At 58.6% G+C, this 22,379-nt stretch carries 21 protein-coding genes; 15 read left to right on the top strand and 6 right to left on the bottom strand.

Translation table 11 applies throughout. The annotated features are described in order from the left end of the window. The first annotated feature begins 170 nt into the window (after positions 1 to 170). The gene (locus VN622_01395) at positions 171 to 1,832 is read left to right on the top strand and encodes a SpoIIE family protein phosphatase (protein HWR34507.1); all 1,662 of its coding nucleotides are present in this window, start codon (positions 171 to 173) and stop codon (positions 1,830 to 1,832) included. Positions 1,833 to 1,934: 102 nt separating this feature from the next. On the opposite strand, the gene VN622_01390 is transcribed toward VN622_01395, so the two are convergent. Then, the gene (locus tag VN622_01390; GenBank protein ID HWR34506.1) at positions 1,935 to 2,480 is read right to left on the bottom strand and encodes a hypothetical protein; all 546 of its coding nucleotides are present in this window, start codon (positions 2,478 to 2,480) and stop codon (positions 1,935 to 1,937) included. A 437-nt stretch (positions 2,481 to 2,917) separates the two neighbouring features. Then, positions 2,918 to 3,085 (bottom strand): hypothetical protein, encoded by a 168-nt coding sequence (locus VN622_01385; GenBank protein HWR34505.1) that lies wholly within the window; start codon positions 3,083 to 3,085, stop codon positions 2,918 to 2,920. Between the two features lie 136 nt (positions 3,086 to 3,221). Here VN622_01385 and VN622_01380 point away from each other — a divergent pair, with 136 nt between their 5' ends. The 4 genes from VN622_01380 to VN622_01365 all read left to right on the top strand — a co-directional run bounded on the left by VN622_01380 (position 3,222) and on the right by VN622_01365 (position 6,271). Then, on the top strand, positions 3,222 to 3,374 hold the full coding sequence (locus VN622_01380) for a YHS domain-containing protein (protein HWR34504.1): 153 nt from the start codon (positions 3,222 to 3,224) through the stop codon (positions 3,372 to 3,374). Positions 3,375 to 3,626: 252 nt separating this feature from the next. Next, a complete protein-coding gene (locus VN622_01375; protein HWR34503.1) occupies positions 3,627 to 4,367 on the top strand; it encodes a class I SAM-dependent methyltransferase in 741 nt (246 codons plus the stop codon). A gap of 146 nt (positions 4,368 to 4,513) precedes the next feature. After that, positions 4,514 to 5,803, top strand: coding sequence for a heparan-alpha-glucosaminide N-acetyltransferase domain-containing protein (locus VN622_01370; protein HWR34502.1), 1,290 nt, complete (start codon positions 4,514 to 4,516; stop codon positions 5,801 to 5,803). Positions 5,804 to 5,896: 93 nt separating this feature from the next. Then, positions 5,897 to 6,271: a (2Fe-2S) ferredoxin domain-containing protein gene (locus VN622_01365; protein ID HWR34501.1), complete on the top strand. Its 375-nt coding sequence runs from the start codon at positions 5,897 to 5,899 to the stop codon at positions 6,269 to 6,271. Positions 6,272 to 6,379: 108 nt separating this feature from the next. Here the strand turns inward: VN622_01365 and VN622_01360 are convergent, their stop codons facing one another. The 4 genes from VN622_01360 to neuC are packed head-to-tail and all read right to left on the bottom strand — an operon-like array spanning position 6,380 to position 10,802. Next, positions 6,380 to 7,552, bottom strand: a complete 1,173-nt coding sequence (locus VN622_01360; protein HWR34500.1) for a LegC family aminotransferase — start codon at positions 7,550 to 7,552, stop codon at positions 6,380 to 6,382. A gap of 31 nt (positions 7,553 to 7,583) precedes the next feature. Then, positions 7,584 to 8,567: an SDR family NAD(P)-dependent oxidoreductase gene (locus tag VN622_01355; GenBank protein HWR34499.1), complete on the bottom strand. Its 984-nt coding sequence runs from the start codon at positions 8,565 to 8,567 to the stop codon at positions 7,584 to 7,586. Beyond that, on the bottom strand, positions 8,564 to 9,634 hold the full coding sequence (locus VN622_01350; protein ID HWR34498.1) for a nucleotidyltransferase family protein: 1,071 nt from the start codon (positions 9,632 to 9,634) through the stop codon (positions 8,564 to 8,566). Before VN622_01350 ends, VN622_01355 begins: the two co-directional genes overlap by 4 nt. Continuing rightward, positions 9,627 to 10,802 carry a UDP-N-acetylglucosamine 2-epimerase gene (neuC, locus tag VN622_01345; protein HWR34497.1) on the bottom strand — a complete coding sequence of 392 codons (1,176 nt, stop codon included), beginning with the start codon at positions 10,800 to 10,802 and terminating at the stop codon, positions 9,627 to 9,629. Before neuC ends, VN622_01350 begins: the two co-directional genes overlap by 8 nt. Positions 10,803 to 11,024: 222 nt before the next feature. Here neuC and VN622_01340 point away from each other — a divergent pair, with 222 nt between their 5' ends. The 10 genes from VN622_01340 (at position 11,025) to VN622_01295 (ending at position 22,355) form a co-directional block, all read left to right on the top strand. Beyond that, positions 11,025 to 11,813: an acylneuraminate cytidylyltransferase family protein gene (locus VN622_01340; protein HWR34496.1), complete on the top strand. Its 789-nt coding sequence runs from the start codon at positions 11,025 to 11,027 to the stop codon at positions 11,811 to 11,813. A 201-nt stretch (positions 11,814 to 12,014) separates the two neighbouring features. Next, the gene (locus tag VN622_01335) at positions 12,015 to 13,637 is read left to right on the top strand and encodes a hypothetical protein (protein HWR34495.1); all 1,623 of its coding nucleotides are present in this window, start codon (positions 12,015 to 12,017) and stop codon (positions 13,635 to 13,637) included. Beyond that, entirely contained in the window at positions 13,634 to 14,737 is a 1,104-nt protein-coding gene (locus tag VN622_01330) for a glycosyltransferase family 4 protein (GenBank protein HWR34494.1), read from the top strand. The genes VN622_01335 and VN622_01330 overlap by 4 nt, the downstream gene beginning before the upstream one ends. 126 nt (positions 14,738 to 14,863) lie before the next feature. Then, positions 14,864 to 15,913, top strand: coding sequence for an N-acetylneuraminate synthase (gene neuB, locus VN622_01325; protein ID HWR34493.1), 1,050 nt, complete (start codon positions 14,864 to 14,866; stop codon positions 15,911 to 15,913). Positions 15,914 to 16,061: 148 nt separating this feature from the next. After that, on the top strand, positions 16,062 to 16,715 hold the full coding sequence (locus VN622_01320; protein HWR34492.1) for an acetyltransferase: 654 nt from the start codon (positions 16,062 to 16,064) through the stop codon (positions 16,713 to 16,715). Positions 16,716 to 16,740: 25 nt separating this feature from the next. Continuing rightward, positions 16,741 to 18,162, top strand: coding sequence for a flippase (locus VN622_01315; protein ID HWR34491.1), 1,422 nt, complete (start codon positions 16,741 to 16,743; stop codon positions 18,160 to 18,162). Positions 18,163 to 18,167: 5 nt separating this feature from the next. Then, complete coding sequence (locus VN622_01310) at positions 18,168 to 19,346, top strand: glycosyltransferase family 4 protein (protein ID HWR34490.1); 1,179 nt, start codon at positions 18,168 to 18,170, stop codon at positions 19,344 to 19,346. Next, the gene (locus tag VN622_01305; protein ID HWR34489.1) at positions 19,343 to 20,596 is read left to right on the top strand and encodes a hypothetical protein; all 1,254 of its coding nucleotides are present in this window, start codon (positions 19,343 to 19,345) and stop codon (positions 20,594 to 20,596) included. Before VN622_01310 ends, VN622_01305 begins: the two co-directional genes overlap by 4 nt. Beyond that, on the top strand, positions 20,526 to 21,341 hold the full coding sequence (locus tag VN622_01300) for a polysaccharide deacetylase family protein (GenBank protein HWR34488.1): 816 nt from the start codon (positions 20,526 to 20,528) through the stop codon (positions 21,339 to 21,341). The genes VN622_01305 and VN622_01300 overlap by 71 nt, the downstream gene beginning before the upstream one ends. A gap of 54 nt (positions 21,342 to 21,395) precedes the next feature. Beyond that, positions 21,396 to 22,355, top strand: coding sequence for a GNAT family N-acetyltransferase (locus tag VN622_01295; protein HWR34487.1), 960 nt, complete (start codon positions 21,396 to 21,398; stop codon positions 22,353 to 22,355). Positions 22,356 to 22,379 lie beyond the last annotated feature (24 nt).

Below are 22,379 nucleotides of genomic sequence, written 5' to 3'. Positions count from 1 at the left end.
TTACGTCACTGAACTACGAGCACGTCGTGAGTGCCGAAGGCTTACGGCGCTAGTACGAGAATGCAAATCCGGCCAGCGTATCTCACAACTGGTTGTGATGCATCTGCACCTCGGCTACACTCATCGAACCATCGCGGACGTTCGTGGGGGATTCCGCAAGAAAGGCAAGAATGATGGCGTCTGGAACGCCGCTTCCGAAGGTCACACCAGAGCAGGAGTCGCGGTACCTTCTCGTTGTTCGCGGATCGGGCCAGCAAAGAATCGAACTGAAAGGCGCCACGCTGACCATAGGCCGCCGCGCCGGGCGAGACATCGTTTTTCCTGACGCGCATGTCTCGCGTGAGCACGCCAGGATTGAGTTCGGAGGCGGCGGATACTACGTTGTCGATCAGCAGAGTACGCATGGCACGTTCGTCAACGGTGAGCGCGTTGAGCGCAGGTTGCTCAAGCCCGGCGACCGCATAGAGTTCGGTGCTCCCGGCGAGTGCTGTGTGCTTTTCCACTGTGAGCAGCCGGCCGAAGAAAAGAGCAGGGCACGACAGTTCCTTACCCAGGTTGCCGCGAGGCCGACCGCGGGCGCCAGCGAACTTGAGACGCTGCGCATGTTTCTTGAGGCGGCGCATGCGCTGAATACCTCGGGCGTGCTGACGGACGTGCTCGTGACCTTGATAGACAGTGCTCTGCGCCTTACCCGCGCCGAACGCGGCTTCGTGTTTCTATGCGACCGGCGCGGCGAACTGGAACTGGCGCAAGGGCGCGACAATCGCGGACTGGTGTTAACAGAAGCGAAGGGCATTTCGCGCTCGGTGTTACGGGAAGCGACAAGCACAGCATCGGAGTTCCTCGTAACCGGCACGGAAGATGAAGCAAAGCTCGCTGGAAGGCAGAGCATTGTGGCGCACGATCTCCGCACCATAGTCTGCATCCCGCTGCGCAGATCGCAATTTCGCAAAGGTGAAAACCAGCATCTCGAAACTCATGGAAGCATAAATGGCGTGCTCTACCTGGACAGCCATTTGATCGCAGGCAAGCTGTCGTCCGTCAGCCACGACCTGTTACGGATGCTGGCGACGGAGGCCGCCTCGCTGGTGGAGAACGCGCAACTGGTGAAGGCCGAGCAGGACGCGCTGGCATACGAACGGGAGTTGGCGATTGCGTCCACAATCCAACAGCGGCTCATGGTCGTGAACCTGCCGCACGTTCCGTTCGCATCCATCGAAGCACGCAATATCTCCTGCAAGGAGGTCGGAGGAGATTTCTTCGACGTTATCCGGCTCGCCGATTCGCTGGCGCTGGTGCTCGCCGACGTCTCAGGAAAAGGCATGTCGGCCGCGCTGCTGGCGTCCATCATTCAGGGCATGGTGTATCCACAACTTGTGCAGGGAATTCCGCTCGTCAAGATCGCCGAGATCGCAAACCGGTTCATCTACGAAAAGGTCTTCGGGCAGAAATACGCCACCCTGGTACTTGCGAAACTCGATCCCTTCGGTACGCTGGAGTACATCAATTGCGGACACATCAGGCCCGTGCTGGTCTCCGGCGATACCGTCACCCGGCCGTCGAATTCGAATCTACCAGTAGGTCTGGTACTGCCGGCAACATTCGAGGGCGAAGTAGTGAAGCTGCACAAAGGCGATGAACTTCTTGTCATCAGCGATGGCATCATCGAGGCCGAAGACGCCGCCGGGGAATTCTTCGGAGACGAGCGCCTGGAGCAGGCGGTAGCTCAGGGATGTTCGCTGGAAGCCGTCTTTGGCGCCGTAGATCGGTTTCGAGGATGTACGCCGCTTAACGATGATTGCTCAGTGCTAAAGCTGGTCTATAGAGGTTGAGCGTCGGTCATTGCAGGAGAATGCGTCCAGCGCCATGCCCAGGCTGCTGCTGATGAAAATTGAAGGGCGTGCCTTCAACGTGCCCTAGCCGCATCCGCTGTCTTAAGTTCCGATTGGAATCCGCCAGGTATTCATGGGCCGCGCAAGTTCGCCGAACGAGTTCGGCCCGCGAACCGCGACCGTAAGCGGTAGAGTTCGGCTCGGCAGGATCACTTCGCACTGAGATCTGCGCTCAAGCACGTACGTTCCATACCAGCCAAACCATCGATAGCGGAACTGGTATCCCTCACGCGGAACGAGCAGTGCCGTGCGTACCAACGTACTCGTCCGCTCACCAAGGAACTCCTGGAGCGCGCGGTGGCGGTGATTGCCGTCGTGCAGGTACAGCGAGCCACGCTCCGTTTCGCACGCGATTGGTGGCGGAATTTTTCGGCCCATGCGCAATCGCGCAACCCAGCGCTCGTATACGTCGGGACGGACGTAGCTGCCGGCGTGTTCGAGTGATGAGAATGGGACGGGTTCGAAGCGCAGCTCAACTTTTCCGTGCCATCGGCAAGGAGCTTTGGTTCGCATCCATTCATGCGTGTGGAAATCGTCGTATCGGATCATGGGCGCCAGCGCTGTGCGCCGGGCCGCCGTAGTGGACATGTGGTTCCTCCTGTCAGGTTGCAGGTGATCAATACGCGTGTCGCGGCTAGTGCGGCACGACATCGGTTGCAGGAGGATGTGATCAGCAGAGTCTTGCGCAAATCAGAGCGAGGCGGTCGCCAGGTTCTGTCGCCGAGTTTTCCGTCTGTGCGAGGACGTGGGCTGTGGCGAGGCTTGCCAGGAGCGGCAGTGGCGCACTGACGAATAGAACGAGGGAATGCAGGACCAGGTGCAGAGCTCTTTCGGCAACGGGAGCATTAGGCACCAGAGTTGCCGGGTGAACCAGCAGTACTAACAGCGTCAACGCGATGATGCTGCCGGTTATGGTGATGATGGTCCTTTGCATTGATTTCAGTATCGTGCGTGAGATTTTGCTTTGCAAAGAAATTCGAGAGCTGCATTCAGAGCAAGACAATCGAACTAGATTCCGACTGGACTCACGCTTGTCGTTTGATGATTTCATAGACTTGCCGGCACAACGGCGACGCGACGGACTGCATCTCCATGCCGACGATCGTCAGCAGACGCGCCATCTGAAAAAGCCGGAAGTCGCGATGCGCGAAGACTGCCCGCGATCCTGAAGCAACAACAGTACTAGTCGGCATTGTAGCGATCTAATCTGCCATAGAACTCTGATCCGCGGCTAACGCGAATGTGCAGTCACAATTGCAGCGCCGAGGCCATCTGCCCGCATCATAAATCCCGGAAACGGGAACCGCCCAATCGACGGGAGGATTGGAGATGGCGATTGATCCGGTTTGTGGCATGAGAGTCGAGGAAGAAAATTCGACCATAACGTCTGATTACAACAACAGGACATTCCACTTCTGCTCGGAGGAGTGCAAGGAGGTTTTCGAAACGAGTCCAGAACAGTACGCCCAGAACGCGGCCTGACGTGCACTGAGGAGTGAACACAACGCAGATTTAGGAACTCTGATTCCAAAGTACTTCGCGGCAGCTTTTGTCGAACGGTGTGGTCCTCTCCTGAATGGAATGGTGGGACAAGTTCCAGCAAGCGGGCTCGTTCAGCACCTCACGCAACCTCTCTCCAGCGCGTCACACTAGAACGTGCATTCCTGCCCCTTGGGCCGTCCTCCGCATGAAGACGGCCCGTCTTTCTTCTTCGAGAGGTTAGACTGGAAACACATGCCAACGTCGTCGCAAGCAAGTCTGGGGGCAGCATTCCTGCAATGGATGCGCGAGTCCGTGCACTATCGCGGTCTTCGTAAGACGACCGCTTACCTAGTGTCGCAGCTTCGAGAGATGGTTGTTGATAGTCTCCCCGAGCGGCGGCGTATGCGTTTCGGCGACATCGATTTCGACTGCGACTTCCGCGTGGACACTACCTGGGCGCGTCTGCCGTTCAAAGTCCGTCTGCGCGAGATTCTCAGCGAGCGCCAGTACCAGCCCACGGTCCCTTACGAATTCCAATTGATGATGGAACGCATGGAGATCGATTTCCGCGACTTCACCTTCATCGACCTGGGCTCGGGCAAAGGACGCGCGCTGCTGTTGGCATCCGAGTATCCGTTTCGCCGCATCATCGGCGTAGAACTCCAACCTGAGCTGCACGACATAGCCGAGCAGAATATTCGCGCCTACCACTCTCCGACGCAGCAGTGTCACGACATTCAGTCCTATGCGGCCGATGCGCGCGATTTCACCTTGCCGGACGAGCCGCTGGTCATATACCTCTTCAACCCATTCCCTGAATACGTTATTCGCACCGTAACGGAAATTATCGACCGCTCCATACGGCAGCATCCGCGTCCAGTGTTTGTCATCTACAACACTCCAGAATGTGGCTTCGTCCTCAACACTGCCCGCTCACTCCGGCGCGCTATCACGACGGATACGTTCAGCATCTACGTCGCCCGGGGATGCTGACGCGGCGAAGGTTGTCGTGCAGATTGGCGCTTGTATCGATGTAGTGCAACCAGACTTGTGCTAAGGTATCGTCCATTGGAGGCCACGCGTGGGTCGTGGCTCACAGGCCCCTCGAAGTCGTGTGCCACAGCCACAGGAGCGCTTCCATGCTTACCGTTCACAACCCTGCCAGCGGAACCGCAGGAGAGTTAGATCTTGCCGAAGTCCAGGGTGGGTCATTTCGCGTCACGAAGCGCATAGACTCCGTCGATCTTCTGCGTGGAATCGTGATGGTAATCATGGCTCTCGATCACACGCGCGACTTCCTCACCTATCTTCGATTTCCTCCTGAAGACACTTCCCAGACATATGGAGTGCTGTTCTTTACGCGCTGGATTACTCACTTCTGCGCGCCAACGTTCTTTTTTCTTGCGGGGACGGGCGCGTTTCTTTCGGCCTCGCGCGGCAAACCAATCTCCGGGTTATCGACATTTCTTTGGAAACGCGGCCTCTGGTTCATGCTGCTGGAAGTTACGCTGATTGCATTTGCATGGTCCTTTGTCCCCGTGCTGCCGCTCGGACTGGTGATTTGGCAGCTTGGACTTTGCATGGTATGCATGGCCGCCATCGTCCGTCTGCCGCTACCATGGATCGCCATCTTCGGCATAGCCACAGTCGCGCTGCATAATACGCTGGACACGCTGACTCCGGCGGCGTTTGGGAAGCTGGGTTGGATCTGGCACCTTGTTCATCAGCCAGGCATGATTCAGGTCGCCGAGTATAAAGGTCAGCCCGTCGGCTTCTTCTCCATGTATGTGCTCGTGCCGTGGGTAGGCGTCATGGCTGCCGGCTACGCATTTGGCGCCGTGTTGAGAAAGCCAACCGAGCAGCGCCGCCGGTTGCTGCTGCTGATGGGCGGCACCATGACTATGCTGTTCGTTGTGTTGCGTCTGGCGAACTGGTACGGCAACCCACCGGCGGAGACTACATTTATTCCATGGGCAGCCGGACCGTTCCATCCTCAGGCCACCTTGGAAGCAACATTGATTTCGTTTTTCAACGTTACCAAGTACCCGCCCTCGCTTCAGTTTCTGCTGATGACGCTCGGTCCCGCGATCATGGCGCTTGCGTGGTTCGATCGTTTCAACTTCAAGTCGCTGGCCGGGAGGTTCGGAGAGAAACTCCTTGTCTTCGGCCGTGTGCCGTTCTTCTTTTATGTACTGCACCTCTTCGCGATTCACCTCTTCGCCATCGTGGCAGCGCTTGCTTATCATCAGCCCGTAAAGTGGCTTCTATGGGGCGGGTTCCTTCTAAACCCAATGCCCAGCGGCTATGGACACAGCCTGCCCTTCATCTACGCCGCATGGATATTGATCGTCTTCGCGCTGTACTTCCCCTGCAAGTGGTTCGCGGACGTCAAGCAACGACGGCGCGACTGGTGGCTCAGCTACATGTAGGCTCGACCGTGCTCCGAGCTGTTGCCCCGGCATTCATCCGGGAACAACTTCGGCAGCTATCATCAAAACGAGACTTTATTGGAAACCGAGATCATGCCGAAATTCGAGAAGCACATCTTCGTGTGTACCAACCAGCGCTCAGCCGATCATCCGCGTGGTAGCTGCGATCCAGGGAACACGGGCGATCTGCACCGGAAATTCAAAGCGGCGGTCGCGCAGCGCGGGCTGAAGGCGACGGTGCGTGCGAACAAATCCGGCTGCCTGGATCAGTGCGAACATGGGCCGACGGTCGTCGTGTATCCGGAAGCCGTCTGGTACGGCAAAGTCACGACCGAGGACGTGAACGAGATTGTCGAGTCGCACATCGTCGGCGGCTGCCCGGTCGCACGACTCATGTTGAGCGATGAATGCATCAACAGCGCCGCCTGCGAGCACAAGGCGAAGAGGGAAGCAAAGGTAGGGAAATAGCAGCCACCCCCTCGCGCTCGTCGCCTTTTTTCCAGCAGCGAGGTCTCGTCCCGAGCAACGCGAACGATCTGCTTTGTGCTCTGTTTTGCTGAGCAAAGCCGGTGTTGATTATCTTCGTGCTGCGCTGATGGTGCGGATCACTCGTTCTTGCGCCTCGTCGGTCAGTCCGACGGAGCAGGGCAGGCTCAGGGCGCGTTCATTCAACCACTCGGCGGTCCCGCATCCATGTGCGTACGACTGTGAATGTGCGGGGCTCAGGTGCATGGGCTGCCATAGCGGACGGCTTTCGATCTCTTCGGCTTGCAGCAGACGCATCAGTTCGCGACTGCTCATCCCGTACTCGACTGGATCGATCAGCACAGTGTAGAGCCACCAGTTCGGCTCCGCCCAACTCGCTCGCGGCATGAGCGTAACGCCCGGCACGCGTCCCAACTCATCGTGGTAGCGACGCGCGATTGTGCGCTTCTTCTCAATGTAAGCTTGTAACAGTTCGAGTTGCGCGCAGCCCATCGCGGCTTGCACGTTGGTGAGGCGGTAGTTGTATCCGACCGCATTGTGTACGAATTCAACCGCGTCATCTTTAGCTTGTGTCGTCAGATACCTGGCGCGCGCGGCCCACTCCGCGTTGGCGGTCACCAGCATTCCACCGCCACCGGTAGTGACGATTTTGTTGCCGTTGAAGCTGTAGCACCCGACGTCACCATGCGTACCTACTGGACGTCCGCGGTAATTTGCGCCCAGGCATTCCGTAGCGTCTTCAATCACCTTGAGGCCGTACCGCTGCGCCAACTCCATGATGGCATCAAGATCAGCGGGATGCCCCAGGATGTGCACCGGCATCACGGCGCTCACGCGTCGTCCAGTGTGGCGGTTGCGCAGCACGCCGTCCGTGACTTCGCACGCATTGGCTAGAAAGTCTGCGAATCCCTCGGCATCCATCTGCCAATAACTGCGCTCTGAATCCACGAACGCGGGCCATGCCCCTGCGTACCGCACCGCATTTGCCGGAGCGATGAAGGTCAGCGACGGCATCACAACTTCGTCATCCGGTTGAACGCCCGCCACCAGCAACGCAATGTGCAAGGCAGAGGTTCCATTGCAGGTGGCCACCGCGTGGGGCGCGCCGACATAGGTAGCCAATTCGCTCTCAAAGCGGATCACATAGGAACCAACCGACGAAACCCAGCCGGTGTCGAGGCAATCCTTGATGTACTTCCACTCGTTGCCGCCGATCTCGGGAACGCTGAGAGGGATGTACCCGGATTCGCTCTTATTATTCATTGTGCTCATCTTTGCCGCATGGCTCCGGGGACTACACTGCATAACTGCCAATCCGGTAGCAATCCATGTTTCCGCGCAGCCACTCCAGTGTGCGTGTCAGTCCTTCGCGCAAGGGGACTTGTGGCTCCCATCCCATCAGTTCGCGAGCAAGGCGATTGTCTGCGCAGAGGCGCTCCACCTCGCTGTTGCCGGGTCGCACGCGAGTTTTGTCCTCGACGATCTCAGACTCGCTGCCCACAACTGAGCAGATCAACTTTGCCAGGTCGCCAATTGAAATCTCCTTCCCCGTGCCGAGATTGACGACCCTGCCAACCGTCGAGGGCGATGCGGCATTGGCGAGAAAACCGTTCACGGTGTCGGCGACGTAGTTGAAGTCGCGCGTTGGACTTATGTTGCCGATGCGAATCGGTTGGCCCGCCAGCGCTTGCGTCATGATGGTTGGAATCACCGCGCGCGCCGACTGGCGAGGACCATAGGTATTGAATGGACGCACCGTGCTCAGGGGCAATCCAAACGAGAGATTGAAGGACTCGACCAGTTTGTCAGCGCCGATCTTAGTAGCCGAGTAGGGAGACTGGGCTTGCAGCGCGTGAGTTTCCGGAATCGGCACTTCGCGCGCAGTGCCATACACTTCACTGGTGGAGGTGTGCACCATGCGCTCGACGTTTCCTTGAAGAGCGGCTTGCAGCACATTCAGCGTGCCTTCAATGTTTGCATGAACGTAGGACGAGGGCGATTCATAGGAGTACGGGATAGCGATCAGCGCCGCCAGGTGGAATACGACTTCCACACCGCGCATGGCCTTCGATACGCTATCGAACTCGCGGATGTCACCCGCAACCACCTCAACGTCGTTCGTGCAGGCTGACTCGTCCAGCCAGCCCCATCTGTCCGTGCTGTTGTAGTGCACCAGTGCACGCGTGCGTGCTCCGGCTTCCACCAACTTCTCGGTCAGATGACTGCCGATGAATCCACCGGCGCCTGTTATCAGCACGCTCTTGTTGTTCCAGTTCACCTTGCGGCTCCCATTGCTTTTGCGTCCTGCTGTGCCTGCTCGTAATCTTCGTGGCGGCCGATGTCCAGCCAATACTCCCACACGGGGAAGCTCACAACCGACCTTCCGGCATCGAGCAGTTTCTGGATGAGTTGCGTCATGTCGAAGCGCTCGCCGTTGGGGATGTACTTGCGCACTTGCGGCGAAAGTAAATAGATACCGGCGTTAATAAAGAGCTTCACCTTCGGCTTTTCCGATACGCGGGTGATGCGTGCGCTGTCGCACTCAACCACCCCATAGGGCACGTCAAATGAAAACTCGCGGACAGCCACCGTCATATCGGCGTGCTGCTCATGGTGAAAGCTGACCAGCGACCGGAAATCGAGTTTCGTCAAAATGTCGCCATTCACAACGAGAAGTGGATCGTCGCCTTGCAGCAGCGACAGTCCACCGGCCGTACCCAGCGGACGATCTTCGGTCACGTACTGTAAGTCAACTCCGAACGCCTCGCCGTTGCCGAAGTGCTCGGCGATTTTCTCCGACTGATAATGCGTGCTGACGTTCACCTTGCGAATCCCCGCCTGCCGAAGCTGCTCAATCACGCGCTCGAGCAGGGGCTTGTCCCCCACCGGCAATAGCGGTTTCGGGAGTTCGCTCGTCAGCGGCATCAACCGGTTTCCATAACCACCTGCCATCACCACGGCCTGCGGCGGCAGTTCTGCTTCGTGCAGCAGGGAATCCAGCACCGCGAGGCTGACCACGTGTCCCGCGTCATCGAGCAGCGGAACTTGCCGTATGCGGTGCGAACGCATGAGGCGAATCAGTTCGGTAAGCTCGATGCCGGTCTTGGCAACCACCGGATGCACCTTGCCCTGCTGCGCAAGTTCCGCCACCAGGTCGCCTACGACGCTGTCCAGGTTGCGTCCGCCGAGCACGGCGCGTCTCATGTCGCCGTCGGTGACAGTTGCCAAGAGGCGTCTCGCGTCATCCACGACGAGGGCTATGCCCTTGGTATTGCGGTCGATGCACTCCAGTACCTGTCGCAACGTGGCCGACTGCGAAACGCAACATCTCGAGACGTCATCCATGGCTGCACTCGGCGCCGGTGTCAATGAACCTTTTCAATATCAGCCTCTGGTCGAGCGGCACTTCGCTCAGTACACCGACAATCTTTTCTGTCGCATTGCCGGTGCCATACGGATTCACAAGCCCCGCGAGTCCTCTCCTGAACTCCTCCGACGTCGCCATCCGTATGGCCTGTGCGATCTCGCCGCGAACGGTGCCGCAGTTCACGACATTGCGCGCCTGTAGCCTTTCTCGCTGACGGTTGCCAACGTTCACAACCGGCAACTTGAATGACGTAGCTTCCAGAATTCCGCTGGACGAGTTGCCCACCATAGCGAGCGCGCGGGACATCATGCTGAAGTAACCCGCCGTGCCAAGGTTCTGAACCGCCTTGCCGTTCCTGTGAGTCGCGATGAACTGTTGAATGGCGGCAATGATGGCGCGATTATCTGTGTCCGCATTCGGGTACGTGAACACCAGGTTGCACGTTTGCTCTTCGAGCGCCGCCAGCAATTCCGCGAACTGCGTACCTGCGTGTTCGTGCTCCAACGTGACCGGATGGAAGGTGATGAGAAGGAAAGGGGCGTCGGCATTGACTCCGAACCTGCTCTTCAACTCCTCGGATGACAACAGGCGCAGCTCATGCAGATTGTCCAGTCCCGGCGCGCCGCTAACCGTAATCCGCCACGGTTCTTCGCCCATGCGCATCAGTCGCTCGCAAAAGACCTCGGCGGCCACGAAGTGCAGATGGCTCATCTTGCTGATCGAGTGGCGCATCGCCTCGTCGATTGCCCCCTCCGTCACCTCGCCACCATGTATATGCGCCAGTGGGAGCTTGAAGGGAAGCGCCGCGGCTGCGGCGGAAAACATCTCGTAACGATCGCCCAACAGCAAAACGAGATCGGGTCGCTCGCTCTCGTAGGCCTCGGCAAAACCAGCCAGCCCCGCCGACATTGCCTTCGCGACGCTCTTCGGGTCGTCCTTACCGCTCTCAAGCATGGGAATCTTGCGGCCGATGGTGAAGCCGTCGCGCTCGATGTCGCGCCAGGTGTCACCGTATTCCGGCAGCAGGTGCGCCCCGGATACCAGTATCCGCAGATCGAGGCCCGTCATGGCAGCCATGCGCCGTAGCACGGGCCTGTAAATCCCGTAATCCGAACGCCCGACAGTGACGACCGCGATCTTTCGCATCTCTGCCCTAAGGCTCCCCGCCTGTCTGACACAGCACGCTTTGCAACGCGAGCACGCGCGTCATCTGGCGAAGGGTTGTAATGATTCAGTGTCTGCGAAATTCTACACTGAGTGCTTTCCCGCCGATCTGCTCTCACTAACGTCGGCATCGGACATCTGCTCGTCCGATACAATGTTCGCCAACAGCACGGCAACACAAACGCGACTGTCGCCATGCTGCGGATGCTGTACCTACTTCTCCCGGGAGATTCAGGATTGGAGAACACCGTTTGTCTGAGACCTCTGCTGGCTATAATTCCGGCGCGCGGAGGATCAACAGGATTTCCGGGAAAGAACACACACCCGTTCGCGGGTCTGCCGCTCATTGCTCACAGCATCCGAATGGCGCAGATGACACCCGAAGTTGACGAGTGCATCGTCACAACCGATAGCGAAGAGATTGCGGAGGTAGCTCGCCGGGCCGGCGGCAAAGTTCCGTTCATGCGCCCTGCCGACCTGGCACGGGATGAGACGCCGATATGGCCTGTGCTCCAGCACGCGCTTCGCGAAATGGAGCAACGGAGCGGAGTAACCTACGGTTCCGTACTTCTGCTCCAGCCGACGAACCCTGCTAGAGAAATCTCCGACGTTGCGAAAGCGCTCGAAATCCTTGCCGCGAACCGGAACGCAATGGGCGTTATTGCCGTTTCTGAACCGCCGTTCAATCCACGTTCAGTGTGTGTGGAGGAGCGTGCCGGCTACATGCACAAGGCATTCCCCGACGGACAAACGTATGCCCGACGCCAGGATGCGCCCAAAGTTTTCCGCATCAACGGCGTGCTGTATTTGTGGCGGCGCGATTTCGTTTTCAGCGTGAACTCGAACTGGGACGCAGCCCCTCATAAGATGCTCAGTGTCCCGCCGGAATGCGCCGTCGATATCGACACTCCGCACGACCTACTGTGGGGCGAGTTTCTCATTGCGCAAGGCAAGCTCCGCCTTCCATGGTTGCAGCGGGATGAACCCCGATGACCGTGTACATCGTGCGGAGTTTAATCGGGGATCCGGTGGCGATCTCAGTTTGTCAGAAGAAATCGGATCGCTAGATGTCGTCAGCCACCGTTTCAATCTACTCGCGAGAAAGCGAACTCCGTCCGGCGGACGGCGACGTTGCGCTGCTGTTTGAATGCGCCCGACAGTTGGCTCTGCCGCCCCTTCTCGCAAGTGTTCTCAGTGGGTGAAGTCCTCGGCTCGCAGACAGATGCGGAAAACTTCGCCTTTGGCCTGTCCCGCAGGCTCTTGTCTGTGGCACCCGCGTTCGAGGGTGTTCCACAACTAAACATCTGGGAAGAAGGGCTACTGCTGCAACTCATCGCCATCTTCCAGAACGTGCGCCTTGATGCCTGGATCACCAATGGCGGCTATCAGGTATGCCGTTTAATGGGCGGCTCGCACGAACGGCTTGCCGCCACTCAGGCTGTCACCGGTAGTACATACAGTATTGAGCGCGAGCATATCTCGCACTCCAGTCTGCATGCCAAAGTGCAGAAACAGTTTTCGAGCGATGGCTTTCGCGCCATTCCTCGCCTCATGCGTCTTGCCGCGCGCCGCATGATGCCGTGTTCCTCCCGATTCGTGGAAGCCTTGCCCGGGAAGTTGCTCAACTCTTTCCGTCCGGGAGGGGCCTGGTTCTATAACACGTCATACAACGACACAGGTATCGGCATCGCCTACGATGGCCACCTCGGCATGCCGCTACAATACGTTTTCAATGATCCGACTACCGCTGGCCGCAAGCTCAGAGAAGCAGGCAAGCCCGGCATTAGCATTCACTCATTTCTGCGTTTTTGGGATCTGCCCAATGCATCGCAGGTGAAGACTCATGCTGCGGAGATCACGCGAGCGTTGGGCACGCTGCCGCTGAGTGGCATGGAATTGCAGGCGCGAGACATCCTTCTGCGTTCGCCTGCGTACGCCTATTTCCTCCGGCGACTACTTCCGTTGTACATGATGGACACTCGTGCTGCGCGTCGGATGCTCGAGGCCACCCGTCCTGAAATTCTTTTTGTCGGCAACCCCGCATGGCAACGACCGCTGCTGCTGCAAGCGCGCGAGCGCCGTATACCCACCGTGTTATTGCAGCATGGCGTCATGGCGTTCGATCTACGCTTTGCCGACCAACCGGTTGATACTTCGTTCGTTCGTGGGCAGTTCTTCCAGCAACTGCTGAACCCATCTTTGAAAGAACGTTCTGTCGTGCTCAACATCCCTGCTTCTGTCTCGGTGCCGCCTCCCAGAAGCACCGGTCGCGACATCATCTTTATTTCTGCTCCGCTCCACGTACTGCCGCTTTACCACGAAGGCGAACTTCGCGAGATCATTGGCACGTTGCTCGCCATCTCTGCGCGCCTGCATAGATGCTTCGTCGTCCGCGTGCACCCGATGGAGAGCGTCGGCTCGTATCGCAAGCTCGTTGGAGAGCTGTGCTCGGAACTTGGGGTTGCGCCGGAAGTGATCTATTCGCAGGGCCCTGGCCTGGACGACGCGCTCAAGTCCTCCGCCGTCGCCGTACTATTCTTCTCGACCGTCTTTCTCGACTGCCTGCGTCTTGGCGTCCCCATCGTCAGCTTCGATTGGCACGAGTTCCCATATAAGGCGCACTACAAAGAGGAACGCATCTTCAATTTCGCTGACGATCTCGCGCACCTGTCCGAACTCGTTGAGCAGGGCGCGGCAGGCCAGTTGCCCTACAAAGCGGAGGACTTGGAGCTTTTCTTGTGGAATACGTCAGGCGATGAAATCGCCGCCAAGGTTCGCAGCCTGTTGCAACGGTCTCCGGTCACGGAGGCCAAGTGAATCGCGAGCGAACGGTTCTGGTGCCGCGCTTCATGGATTCCGCGAACGTCAATGCGCAGAACCTGAATGCCAAGGCGATGCTTTCACGTTTCTCCTGCCCCGGCCTGCGATGGTCTGCCGTTCACTATGGCGCACCCGATTCGGCGGTCGAGCGGTCACCGAACGTCTCTCTGCACAAACTCTGGCACCGGCGCTTATGGCGGTTCGACCTCGCCCGCTTCTACAAGCGCGATGCAGATGCGATTTTCTATCCGGGCCCTGAATGGTTCGACGCCGCCGGACTGGCACTTCGTTCCTTCTGTTCGCGTCGCGTCCCTGTCATCGCGACACTGGAAGGTCTGGTGGGCGATGAGCAGCGTGAGCGCGAATTGACCAAGGCTGTTGGTCACGTAGTCATTTGTGAGAGACACCCGCGTCCCGTGGTCGAGCGAATCCAGCGTATCCTTGCGCGCGCCGACCTCATCGTTGCCATAAGCCCGTTCCTGCAGAAGATGGGGACCTTGTTATATGGCGACAAGTTCGTAACTGTTCCTCTGGGCATCGACGGCACCATCTTTCATTCGCGTGGGCGTAAGTCGGGTGAGCGGCGTCGAATCGTCTCTGCGGGTACGATCAAGTCGAGAAAACGGCCACTCGCGTTTATTGAACTTGCCGCGCAGTTTCCGCAAGCTGATTTTGTCTGGTTCGGCAGCGGCCCTGACGTTGAGCTATGTCGAGCGCACGCCGCCGAACGCGGCATCGTGAATGTGACTTTCGCTGGGCTGCGAACCCCTGCGCAACTTGCCGACGAGTTCCGTCGCGCGGATCTTTTCGCCATGACCTCATTCGCGGAAGGTGTCCCCAAGGTGATGCAGGAAGCGGCGGCCTGTGGACTTCCGATCGTCGCCTTCGGATTCTACGAAGCGCCATCCGTTGTCGATGGTGTCAACGGCTACGTGGTGTGGGATGACGAGCAGATGTGCGCGCGGGTCGGTGAAGTCATCTCGAATCCCGAGCGGAGCAGAGAACTCGGTAGCCACGGAGCCAGCATGGCTCGGGAATGGGACTGGGACCAGGTTGCGCCGCGCTGGGAAGAGCAGGTCATCTCATTGCTGTCGTAACACTGCCGCAAGAATCGCCGCGACAGAAACCGCGTGGTGCAAAACGCCGTGTCGCGCGAGTACGATAGCGAGAGTCCAATTGCAACTGAGGCTGCACACGCTTGCATAGAGCTCGCACTCATAAACATGAAGAATGTATCGATCGTTGGACGTATCATCGGGGAGGGGCAGCCCACCTTTGTAATCGCCGAGGCAGGCGTTAATCACAACGCTGACCTTGGCCTTGCGCGCAAACTCATCGACGCCGCTCGACTCGCAGGCGCGGATTGCGTGAAGTTTCAGACCTTCACTCCGGAGCGCCTCGTTTCGTCGCAAGCGCCGAAGGCGGATTATCAGCGGGAGACCACGGGCCAGGCAGAGTCGCAGCTCGAGATGTTGCGGCGGCTCGCACTCTCGCCTGAGCAGACCGGCGAGTTGCGCGACTACGCCGACTCAGCCCGAATACTTTTCCTTTCCACTCCATTTGACGAGGAGAGCGTTGCGCTGCTCCATCAACTAGGTGTGCCGGCATTTAAAGTCGGGTCCGGCGAACTGACCAACTTGCCTCTGCTTGAATGTATAGGTGCGACGCACCGTCCCGTCATTCTCTCGACGGGGATGGCCTATCTCAGCGAAGTCGAAGTCGCCGTGCGAACGCTGAACGACGGCGGCTGCCCGGAGCTTGCGCTGCTGCACTGTGTCTCCGGTTATCCCGCCGATCCCGCGGCGGTCAACCTGCGCGCGCTCGATACCTTGCGCTCCGCCTTCGGCGTACCTGTGGGTTTTTCTGATCACACGCGCGGAATCGAGTTGGCTGTTGCCGCCGTCGCGCGCAGCGCGGCGATCATCGAGAAGCATTTCACGATCAACAGGGAACTACCCGGCCCGGACCATCGCATGTCGCTCGATCCGCAGGAACTTGCGCAAATGGTCCAGGCCATCCGTACGGTCGAAGCGTCGCTGGGTGACGGCATCAAGCGTCCGACGCCCTCTGAGTGCGGCGTACGCGACGTCGCGCGCCGGAGCATCGTTGCGCGCCAGGCTATCGCCGCCGGTACCCGGCTGGAGCGCTCCATGCTGGAGATCAAGCGGCCGGGGACCGGTCTGGCGCCGAAAGAGCTAGAGTCCGTAGTTGGCCGTAAAGCTGCACGGAGCATTGACGCCGACGCGCTAATCAGTTTGTCCGATCTCGAATAGCGAAGGGAAGGCGTGCTTCGTGCGCCGCCGTCAACCCTCGTACGCAACTTCAATGTCATCGTCGGAGAAGCCAGAGCACTCATCACCAGTGTGTTATCGTTGCGCTCTGAATTTCAAATAGTTTGATTCTTTGGAACAGATTTCATAGATGATGGGCCTTCGTGTCGTTATTTCCGGTGCCGGTGGTCACGGCAAAGTCATCGCTGATGCGTTGTTTTGCGCGGGAGCCGAGATGCTCGGGTTCATCGAGGCGGGACCCAGCCTTGCGGGCCTTCGCGTCCTCGACTTCCCAATCCTCGGGGACGACGGCTGGCTAGCCTCGCAGAGTCGAACCAGTTTCGCCATTGCGCTTGGCATCGGCGACAACGAGGTGCGCCAGCGTTTGGCGTCGGCCTACACATCAGCCGGATTTCAGCTGAGAACCGTCATACACCCGAACGCCGTCGTTTCGCGCTGGGCGACCGTTGGTGAGGGAGCGTCTATCCTGGCCGGCGCCATCGTCAACCCTGGCGCAAGCATTGGCAGAGGAGCCATCATCAACACCGGCGCTGTCGTTGAGCATGATGCCGTTGTCGGCGACTTCGCTCATGTCGCGCCCCATTCAACCCTGGCCGGCGGCGCAGCTCTCGGTGCGCTTTCGCTGCTGGGCACTGGGGCGAGCGTCAAGCCGTCCACTAAAATCGGCTTGCGCTGCATTATCGGTGCCGGCGCTACGGTCACGGAAGATATTCCTGACGCTGTGGTTGCCATGGGTGTCCCGGCTCGCATAAGTCGATCCACCGCCGCGCGAGCCAAGAGCTGACACTCACGAACCTCACTTCCTCTATATGGATTCAAAGCGCATCATCAACAACTCCGTAGCCCTGCTTGTAATGGATCTTGTGAGCAAGCTGTTGCCACTCGTGACATTTCCATGGGTAGTGCGCGCGCTCGGCCCCGAGAGCTACGGCAAGGTTGGTTTTGCTCTGGCTGTCACCGGTTTTTTCGGCCTTCTCGCAGCGCCGGGCTTCAACGCCTTCGGACAGCGCGAGATCGCTCGCTCGGAAGATCCCGCGCGCGCCGTAGCGCAGAAGTTGATGGGCGCGCGCATGATGCTGACGTGCTGTTCGTACCTGCTGCTCGTCGTGTTTACGTTTACACTCGCGCCGCCAGATCGCCTCACCCGCACTCTGCTGTTGCTCACGGGAGTTAACTTCCTTATCGCCACCGTTGACCTGCAGTGGCTCTTTCTGGGGAACTCGCGTATGTGGCGAACCTCCGTCGCGGGTATTACCGGGCAATGCCTATACACCGCCGTTGTGCTCGGTTTCGTGCGTAAGCCATCGGATGCCTGGTTGCTTCCGCTCGGCAGCATCTCTTCCGGAATCGTCGTCGCACTGCTGCTGCTCCAACGCGCTCGCCGCGAGTTCCATGTCGGCCTGCCGCGCTTCGTTCCCGAATTGTGGGGAAGATTTCTGCCCGTCTGCTTTACACTCGGCCTGGCCAGCATGATGTCCATGCTCTACGACCAGATCGATACGGTGATGCTGCGCTACATGCGAACCGAGGCTGAGGTTGGCCTTTATGCCGCGAGCTATCGCGTCATGAGCATTTCCATGTCGTTTCTGCCAGTGGTAGCGCAGGTGTTTTATCCGTTGCTCTCCGGCGCCGCCGGACGCGACGCGGAGCGCGAGCGCCGTTACGTGCAATGGATGGCGAACGCCACCGTTTCTCTCGCAATTCCCATGGCCATCGGCGGATGCCTGCTGGCAGAGCCCATCGCAGCATTTATTCTCGGCGCTAAGTTTGCCGGCTCCGAACGCCTTTTGCGCTGGCTCATGTTGAACCTTATCTCGGCATCTTTGGCTGTTCTGTTCGGCTCGCGGCTGGTCCCGCACAACCGCGAGCGAAAGTATCTCGCCGCCGTCGCCGCCGGTGGAGTCACGAACGTTCTGCTCAACCTCATCTTGCTGCCGCGCTTCGGAGCGTTGGCCGCCGTGTGGACGACCATCGTCAGCCAGTTCGCAGTTGCCGCAATGGCGTTCTACTTTACCCGCGATCTCGAACGACCCAGGCTGCTGCAGCCCATCTGCATCTCGCTTGCAGCGGCTACTGCCATGGGATTCACAATTCAACTGATACGGCACAATGTGCAATTAAACGTGCTGTTCCTGGTCGCTCTCGGTGGTCTCGTTTACGGCGGTGGCTTTGCTGCCGCGCGTTCGCTTTGGAAAAAGTTGCAGCCTGCTCCCGCAGCCGAGGCGGCATAGCGTCGATGATCGCTGCGGCTCAGACACAACCGGAAGAGCGGCCCACGGCACAGCCGGGCACGCTGACATTGGTGTTACTGCTGGAACCGACTCCGTACGTCCTGCCGCGTGCGATCTATCTTCAACGCGCCGCAGATCTCAACGCGGAAGTCGTTTTCACATTTCGCAACGGATCACAACCTTGGGGACAGGACGCCGATGTCCAGGACATAACCGTGCTGCTCGACTCCTCGGTATTTCGGTTGCGCCAGTTCGCACGCGTGTTGCGACTTCTGAGGCACATCCTCGCCGGACGCTACACCGTAGCGCATGTGGCCGGTTGGGGGCATTGGGTCACGCTCTGTGCCATCCTTGCGCTGAAGTTGCGCGGAGTGCTGTTCGCCGTTGAGTCGGATACGCAACTACAGCCCACTCGATCCGGCTACAAGGAACGAGTGAAGGAGATTCTGTATCCCATCCTGCTGAACTGGCCCTCTGCTGTCCTTCCGGGCGGCTCACGGCAGGCAAAGTTTTTCCGGCATTACGGTGTGCCCGAAAACCGAATTCATGTAGCTCATATGACGGTCGACACGCAGAAACTTCGGTCCATCCCTGGCAAACAACGAGATGTGTTCAGAGCTGAGCAAGGGCTGTCACCGGAAGCGGTGGTATTCCTGTACGTCGGACGATTTGTTCCGCAGAAAGGAATTCGGCTGCTAGCGGATGTTTCGGATGTGTTGACCAGAGCGTGCCGCCACGCCAATCTGGTGTTTGCCGGTGCCGGAGAATTGCAGCAGGAAGTACAGGCGCTCTGCGCGCGTTTGCCGGAGCAGGCGCGATACCTTGGCAGACTGAGTACCTCGGAAGTCATACAGTGGATGCGCGCAAGTGACATTCTCGTGCTGCCTTCACTTTCTGAACAATGGGGCCTGGTCGTGAATGAAGCCATGCTCTGCGGCCTGCCGATCGTCGCATCGGACCGCGTTGGTTGCGTTGACGACCTGGTGCACCATGGAAAAAACGGTTTCATCTTTCCCGCGGGCGACTCCGCCCGCCTGGCGTTCGCGCTGACAAGCTTGGCCGAAGATGGCGAACTTCGACGCCGCATGGGTGCCGAGTCGGCCAGAATCATAGAACCCTGGACAATGGAGCGAGAGGCAGAAGCGATTCGCTCGGCGTTGGTACAGATGTCGGGTGCGCAATGAGAACTTATCGCTGGGTCTTCCTCGCGGCGTTGATTGCATTTTCTCTGGCCAACTTCCCCATATTGGGCAGGGCGGCGACGTATTGCAGGTTCGCGGCGCAGGCGATACTCGTCCCGGCCACGATTGTGATGACGGTCAGGCTGCGAACTTCCGTACCACGAAGCGTTCTGGCGGCCATGTACATTTTTGCTACATGGGCGTTCGTGACTTCGTTCTGGTCGGAGAATACGGAGCTCACCGTCCTGAAGTGGGCTGTCGTCATGACGCTCTGGATGGCAGTGTTTGTCGGCGGCTTCCTCGTCGGCCGCATCGACAGAAATCCGTTTCACCTGCTCGGCTTCATTCTGGTTCCGGTGGTGTTGTCGTCCGTGGTCTCGCTGGGTCGTGGAGATGGATACTCCGGCGGCTTCTTCCGTGGCTACTCCGGGAACTCCAACACCTTGGGGGCCGTGATCGCGTTCACATTTCCTTGGCTCGTATTCGAGCTGAGGTCCTGCTGGCGGATTCTTGCGCGGCGTACGGCGTTTCTGATGATGTCATTGGCAGCGATGGTCATCATCGTCGAAAGCCGCAGCAGGGCGTCGCTTGCAGCCCTCGTCATCATAAGCTGCTCAAGCTTGCAAGCGCTTAACCTGGGCCGCAAAGCCGTGGCGATCTATGTTTTCCTTGCCCTGCTACTCGGCGTCTATGTCGTTAAGCCGGGTGTTCTACTACAAACGTTTTATGGCGACATCGTGTTGAAGCGATCTGAAAGCGCAATGAACTCACGCGCCGGACAGATGAAGACTTCGTACGAGAAAGCAAAGGAGGGTGGCGTACTTGGAGCAGGCTTCGGAGTCAGCATAGGAGCTTCCCAGTACTGGCACCTTGAAAACTTCTCGAACTACTCACGCGAGAAGGGCAACTCTGTGCTGGCGGTGGTGGAAGAGACCGGACTCATCGGCGGCGTTCTCTACATTCTTCTTCTCGGCACTGCCTTCGGATATATCCGAACATACGGTAGAAATGCCCAGGGAGAACACTTGTTCGTCTACCTGTTATCACTCGGATTCTTCGCTGGGGCTCTGTTCAACTCCATGTTCGAGGCGTGGATTTTGTCTTCCGGTCCGGACACAGTCGTTTTCTGGGCCGTTGTGGGAATGAGTTGCGGCGCTCTGAATCAATACGTCGAGAGAAGAAATGTCGAATTCGCTTCCGCGCAAGCGTCAACTGGGGCGCTTGGTGCACGCGCTGCGCTCGTTTCAAGGTAGTGCCCGTTATGGCATCGTCCTGCTCTATCACACGGTCGGAACCACTCCGCGCGCTCTTCCCGCGGCAAAGTTCCGGGAACAGATGGCATGGCTGCATGCGAATGTTGCCGTCATTGATCTTGAGCGCCTGATCGCCGGCGACTGGCCTGCATCTCCCTCGGGCATCTCCTGCGCCATCACCTTTGACGATGGCTACGCCGGAGTCTACAAGGGCGCGTACCCGGTACTTCGCGAGCATCGTTTCTCCGCCACGGTGTATCTCACTACCGCCGCAATTGGAGCAACTTCGTCGCTGTCGCTCGACTCTTTCGCCGGTCTTTATCCTGACGACAGCATGCTCACCTGGGATCAAGTTAAAGAGATGATCGCCAATGGCATTGCCGTTGGTTCTCACCTCACCGCACACAGAGATCTCACGTCTCTATCTCGCACCGAGGCCGACGATGAGCTACGAAAGTCGAAGCTCGAAATCGAGCAGCGGTTGGGGACCGAATGCACCAGCTTCGCCTACCCTTGGGGTAGATACAATCAAGCTGCCACGAGCGCCGTGCGCCGAGCCGGATACCGCAGCGCCGTCATCGCCATCCACGATCGAATTCTGGCCGGCACCAACAGCAACCCGCTGGAGATACCTCGCGCAGGCGTTTCGCCCGAATACGAGTTGCAGGATTTCATCTCCGTCGTGACCGGCGATTTCGATTACCTTGGATACATTCAACGCATCCGCCGCTGGAGGAAAAGCTAGCGCCATGCAGCAATTGCATGGCACACTGAAATGCTTTTTACATACTCACGTCAAATGTCTTCAGCCAGGGCCATCGCCCAGACACAGTCACTTCGGGCGATTCAGGTGCTCGACGAAGCACATTGGAATGAACTCCTCCGTGCATTCAGCACTCCTCATCCCATGCAAACGTGGCAGTGGGGAGAGGCAAAACAAATTGTTGGTGAACGCGTGGAGCGCTGGTGCGTCATGGCCTGCGACGCTCCCATCCTTTTGGCCCAGACATTCTTGAAGTCGAGAGCATGGCTGCCAATCAATATCGCGTGGGTGCCCCGCGGACCTATCTATGAAGACAAGTATTTGGCAGCTAAGGCCATCAAAATACTTGGTAGGGAATTCAGGCTTCGAGCCTGCCGTGCGATCGTGGTGCAACCCTATTCGCTTGAGTTGGCAAACAGGCCCAGTCTGCTGCGCCGTATTCCTGCTCAGCGGGACTTCACGTTTGTCGTCGATCTCGATGCATCGCTTGATGCGACCGAGCGATTGCTGCGCAACAAGGGAATGAACAGGTTCAATCGGGAAGCAGGTGTCATCGTAGAGGACTCCAGTGACGATGCTGTGGAGCCGCTGATCGATTTGTACGCAGCGCTCGCGCAGCGTAAACAGTTTCGGCCGTATGGCGGAGCTGCACTCATTCGATCTGTGTGGAAGACGTTTCGCACGCCGGAGCAAGCGGATGTCGCCGCTCACTGTTTCCAGGCCGATGTGCACGGCAAAGTTGCGGGAAGCTCATTGGTGTTGCGCGTTGGTTGTACGGCGCATTACATGTGGGCCGCATTCGATTATGAGTTGCGGAACCTTGGGGCTGGCGAAGCGATGCAATGGGAGATCATGAAGCGAATGCGCGCCTCCGGCGTGCGCTTCTACGATCTGGAAGGCGCTGACCAGAAGAACAATCCCGGCGTTTACAAATTCAAGAAGAAGCTCGGCGGCACTCTCATCGAGCGTCCGCCGATGGGGTTTCGGCTGCTATGAGCGGGCGAAACGTTTCAGCCCTCG

It is taken from the genome of Clostridia bacterium, assembly GCA_035561135.1.
Classification (GTDB): Bacteria; Acidobacteriota; Terriglobia; order Terriglobales; family Acidobacteriaceae; genus DATMYA01.
The sequence above is the reverse complement of the archived record's forward strand: the minus strand, read 5'-3'. Positions and strand labels throughout refer to the sequence as shown.

Coding starts and splice junctions, on each gene's coding strand:
- VN622_01395 (HWR34507.1), top strand. CDS start 171: ATGATGGCGTCTGGAACGCCGCTTCCGAAGGTCACACCAGAGCAGGAG.
- VN622_01390 (HWR34506.1), bottom strand. CDS start 2,480: ATGTCCACTACGGCGGCCCGGCGCACAGCGCTGGCGCCCATGATCCGA.
- VN622_01385 (HWR34505.1), bottom strand. CDS start 3,085: ATGCCGACTAGTACTGTTGTTGCTTCAGGATCGCGGGCAGTCTTCGCG.
- VN622_01380 (HWR34504.1), top strand. CDS start 3,222: ATGGCGATTGATCCGGTTTGTGGCATGAGAGTCGAGGAAGAAAATTCG.
- VN622_01375 (HWR34503.1), top strand. CDS start 3,627: ATGCCAACGTCGTCGCAAGCAAGTCTGGGGGCAGCATTCCTGCAATGG.
- VN622_01370 (HWR34502.1), top strand. CDS start 4,514: ATGCTTACCGTTCACAACCCTGCCAGCGGAACCGCAGGAGAGTTAGAT.
- VN622_01365 (HWR34501.1), top strand. CDS start 5,897: ATGCCGAAATTCGAGAAGCACATCTTCGTGTGTACCAACCAGCGCTCA.
- VN622_01360 (HWR34500.1), bottom strand. CDS start 7,552: ATGAATAATAAGAGCGAATCCGGGTACATCCCTCTCAGCGTTCCCGAG.
- VN622_01350 (HWR34498.1), bottom strand. CDS start 9,634: ATGGATGACGTCTCGAGATGTTGCGTTTCGCAGTCGGCCACGTTGCGA.
- neuC (HWR34497.1), bottom strand. CDS start 10,802: ATGCGAAAGATCGCGGTCGTCACTGTCGGGCGTTCGGATTACGGGATT.
- VN622_01340 (HWR34496.1), top strand. CDS start 11,025: ATGCTGTACCTACTTCTCCCGGGAGATTCAGGATTGGAGAACACCGTT.
- neuB (HWR34493.1), top strand. CDS start 14,864: ATGAAGAATGTATCGATCGTTGGACGTATCATCGGGGAGGGGCAGCCC.
- VN622_01320 (HWR34492.1), top strand. CDS start 16,062: ATGATGGGCCTTCGTGTCGTTATTTCCGGTGCCGGTGGTCACGGCAAA.
- VN622_01315 (HWR34491.1), top strand. CDS start 16,741: ATGGATTCAAAGCGCATCATCAACAACTCCGTAGCCCTGCTTGTAATG.
- VN622_01310 (HWR34490.1), top strand. CDS start 18,168: ATGATCGCTGCGGCTCAGACACAACCGGAAGAGCGGCCCACGGCACAG.
- VN622_01305 (HWR34489.1), top strand. CDS start 19,343: ATGAGAACTTATCGCTGGGTCTTCCTCGCGGCGTTGATTGCATTTTCT.
- VN622_01300 (HWR34488.1), top strand. CDS start 20,526: ATGTCGAATTCGCTTCCGCGCAAGCGTCAACTGGGGCGCTTGGTGCAC.
- VN622_01295 (HWR34487.1), top strand. CDS start 21,396: ATGTCTTCAGCCAGGGCCATCGCCCAGACACAGTCACTTCGGGCGATT.